Source organism: uncultured Pseudoalteromonas sp. (assembly GCF_963922945.1).
In the GTDB taxonomy this organism is placed as follows: domain Bacteria; phylum Pseudomonadota; class Gammaproteobacteria; order Enterobacterales; family Alteromonadaceae; genus Pseudoalteromonas.
In genome coordinates this window covers 1-3,388 of sequence record NZ_CAWUKC010000150.1, presented here as the reverse complement: position 1 = coordinate 3,388, position 3,388 = coordinate 1, and the positions used below count along the sequence as shown (strand labels likewise).

At 39.3% G+C, this 3,388-nt stretch carries 3 protein-coding genes and 1 pseudogene; 2 read left to right on the top strand and 2 right to left on the bottom strand.

From position 1 onward, the window contains the following. Positions 1 to 560: 560 nt before the first annotated feature. Positions 561 to 1,040, top strand: coding sequence for an RNA-binding protein (locus AABI99_RS17730; protein ID WP_338367446.1), 480 nt, complete (start codon positions 561 to 563; stop codon positions 1,038 to 1,040). Here the strand turns inward: AABI99_RS17730 and murI are convergent. Together murI and AABI99_RS17720 are read right to left on the bottom strand one after the other, a co-directional pair. Then, positions 1,003 to 1,800 carry a glutamate racemase gene (gene murI, locus AABI99_RS17725; RefSeq protein ID WP_338367445.1) on the bottom strand — a complete coding sequence of 266 codons (798 nt, stop codon included), beginning with the start codon at positions 1,798 to 1,800 and terminating at the stop codon, positions 1,003 to 1,005. The two genes, AABI99_RS17730 and murI, sit on opposite strands and share 38 nt — an antisense overlap. 71 nt (positions 1,801 to 1,871) lie before the next feature. Beyond that, the gene (locus AABI99_RS17720) at positions 1,872 to 3,005 is read right to left on the bottom strand and encodes a DUF5610 domain-containing protein (protein WP_338367444.1); all 1,134 of its coding nucleotides are present in this window, start codon (positions 3,003 to 3,005) and stop codon (positions 1,872 to 1,874) included. Between the two features lie 165 nt (positions 3,006 to 3,170). Between AABI99_RS17720 and AABI99_RS17715 the strand changes: the two are divergent. Beyond that, positions 3,171 to 3,388: pseudogene (locus tag AABI99_RS17715) on the top strand (tRNA (uridine(54)-C5)-methyltransferase TrmA); the annotation flags it as partial.

Genomic DNA, 3,388 nt, shown 5'->3' with positions numbered 1-3,388 from the left:
TGAATTGACTGTGCTGAATAACTACCTAAGTAATTATTCTGTTGGTCACTCAGTTTCAATTGAGACTCTAAATTTGTTTGCCTCACTACCTAAGTAGCTTGGCTGTTAGAACTCAATCTGTACGAGTGCCCACACAGATGATTGCTTTATATTGTTAAAGAACGTTGCGACGTTGTCGCTAGGGATGCGTATAATACATCCTTTATTTTTCGAGTCAACACTTAATTTCAAACTTTCTTACGATTATTTAAAACCTAAGTTTTACTTAACTCTGTGAGCAGTTCCTGCTTCGCTATGCGTTGCTGTTCCCCGTCTCAGTGGGGTCGCATTATAGGGAGATCCGAAAACAGATCAACCCTTTTTTTAGATCTTTTTACTGTTTGAACAAAAATAGAACAAAACATCCCAAAAGCGGCTATATCACTTACGAATACGGTTATTTTTCAATCTATTTTTTATTATTTAATACAAATTTCATTGCTATGTTCGTTTAAGACGTTAAGATAGCAAGTTCACAATGTTAAATTAATGTTTATTTCCTGTATATTGGTAGATCTAAAATGAAATTACCCGATCAAAAATCTTTTGTCTTCTCTATTATTCTTGCTGTAGCTGGTTTTGTTATCGTTGAGTTTGCTTTAGGTAGCTTAGCTTTAAGCCCCGCGCTACTGTTTGGTGCTGGCTTATTAATTGGCGGAGTTACTATTGCAGCAATGTCATCTGAGGGTGGTGAAGAAGCTGAAGTAAAAACAAAAACACTATATGTTGGTAATCTCCCTTATCGTGCAAATGAAGGGGTTGTTCGCGCTTTGTTTGAAGAGCAAGGTAAAGTTTTCAACGTACGCTTATTAAAAGATAAAAATACTGGCAAACGTCGTGGCTTTGGTTTTGTCGAAATGGCGCAAGCAGATGCAGACAATGCAATAACTAAGTTAAATGATAGTGAGTTCCAACAGCGTACTTTGAAGGTACGTGAAGCAAAACAAAAACAAGAAGATGACGCTAGCTCTTTACGTACTGGGACAAATCAATCAGTGTAACGTCCTTTATTACTTGCTTATTACTTAATATATCAGCCGTTGCATAATAGTGCAGCGGCTTTTTTTCACCCGCCCATTTACTTTTTAGGTTATGCTGATCTAATAGGTAACTCACTCTGCTGGCAATCGCCGCGCCAGAATCAAGTAATTGCACTGTGTTATTAAAGTACGCTTGTATGGCATCACTGAGAATTGGAAAATGTGTACAGCCGAGTACCAGTACGTCTATATCTGAGTGGATACCTAAATGCATAAGTGCTTTGTGTAATTTATGTGTATTGAGCTGTTGGGTGAAAAAGAACTGCTCTGCCAATGCCACCAGCTCAACACTACTATATAAGCTAACCTCAGTATTGCTCGCATGCTCTTTGATTAAAGTATGAGTATAAGGGCTTGCCACTGTGGCTGGGGTTGCCAATAAGCCAATGTGTTTTGTACGAGATACTTGTGCAGCGGGTTTTATTGCAGGCACAACACCCACAATAGGTATTGATGTAATTTTGCGTACTTCACTTAAAGCTGATGTAGAGGCTGTATTGCAGGCTATAACAATAAGATCGACAACAAGCGCGTTTTGCTCAATAAAATAAATGAGTGAGCATAAGCGGCTTATAATGGTCTGTTGGGTTTGTGCGCCATAAGGGAGTAACGCATTATCCATAAAATAGCTGTACTGGGCATTAGGAATACGCTTTTGAATATGCTCAAGCACGGTGGTGCCACCAATACCTGAATCAAATACCATTATGTGGGCTGACAAACTGTGGTTCCTATTATTTATTAAGAACGGCAGTTTGCCATGAGGTATTTATAAAAGAAAGCAGTTTAGTCTTACTCAGACTTTAGCTCTTGAAGTGAATCGCCGGCTGAATTGAGTTGGTTTAAGTGGTCAAACATTGCCTGGGTGTAGTCAACTAGCTGATCGACCGCGGCTTGATCTTGATTTAGCCACTCTATAATACCGGCAAGCTGATCTTGTAGGCCTAGTTGCGATGCTTGATCAAATGCATTTTTTAGATCCTCATTAAATGGTGCTATTACATCAGCGACTTCTTTTACAGGATTTGGCTGGTATTGCTCATAACTTTTAACCGTAGCGACTGTTTTTGTTTGACGGAGATCCATTGAAAATGCAACAAGTTGCTCACTGCCTAAGCTCAGCTCTTGTGCTTTTTCAAATGCTTCATCCAAATCACCACTAAAGAATGTTTTACTTACACCTTGTAGCTCTTCCATCATAGCATTAATAGCATCTTGCTCTTGCTCATTTAAATCACCATTAACTGACATTGAAAAAGACAGCTCTTGAGATTGCGACGATGAGCTGGCAAACGATTCACTGTTGTTGCTTTGTTGATACCCGCTAGCTGTTTTTGATTCATATGCATTAGCAAAGCTAATACTGACTTCATCACCTTCGGCTGTTGTAAATTTATATTCGGCATTACTGCTCATGCTTACATATTGCGCTTGGCTTACGCTAACACTGAGCGGCTGCGGGTTAAATAGAGTTTGCTCAAACTCATCAAGTCCCTCAAAAATACCCTCTTTTGATTTATCGATGCCTTCTTGCATTTCTTCGTTAAATACGCCGGTGCCTTTTAATTCATCGACCGCTTCGTCAATACCTGTTTGAACACCCGTACGCGCATCGGCTAACATATTTTTTAATTTATCATCGTCGGCACCATTTGCTTTGGCTTTATTGACTGCGCCAGATACAAAGTCGAGTACATTTTTAATAACTTCATCAAAATCAAATAAAGGTTTATCAGCTTGTTTTTTCTCAACAGGTAAACCGAGCTGCTCTGCCATTTTGTCGCCTAGCACTTTTGCAGCAAGTTCTCTGCCTCGTTGTAATGAACTCTCTTGCGGAGATTGGATTGTTGGCTGCTGTAGCGCCTCTTTATTACTGAATTTATTAACCTGGTTGTTAGGCGTATAGCCATAATTGCCGATTTTCATGATCCACCTCCATTACATACGTAGCTTATTATCGGCTATAACTTATAAAACTAAAGGGTATGTGTAAAAAAACAGCAAGTTTATTATCGGCAAAACTAGACAAATACACATCGCTCCCTACAATAGCGCCGATAAATAGATCTCATAGATAAGGTAGTAGTATTAATGGCAGTGATTAAAATAGATACCACACAGTACGATGCGCAGTTAGCTGAAAAAGAACAACGCATTACATCGCAGTTTCAGCGCTTTGGTGTGCAACAATTAGAGGTATTTAGCTCAGAGCCAATTAACTACCGCCAGCGAGCCGAGTTTAGAGTATGGCACGATGGAGATGATCTATTTCATATTATGTTTGATCAGGCCACCAAAGAAAAAATTCG

What these genes read in the sequence shown, in the direction of transcription:
- AABI99_RS17730 (WP_338367446.1), top strand. Translation starts at nt 561, where the DNA reads ATGAAATTACCCGATCAAAAATCTTTTGTCTTCTCTATTATTCTTGCT.
- AABI99_RS17720 (WP_338367444.1), bottom strand. Translation starts at nt 3,005, where the DNA reads ATGAAAATCGGCAATTATGGCTATACGCCTAACAACCAGGTTAATAAA.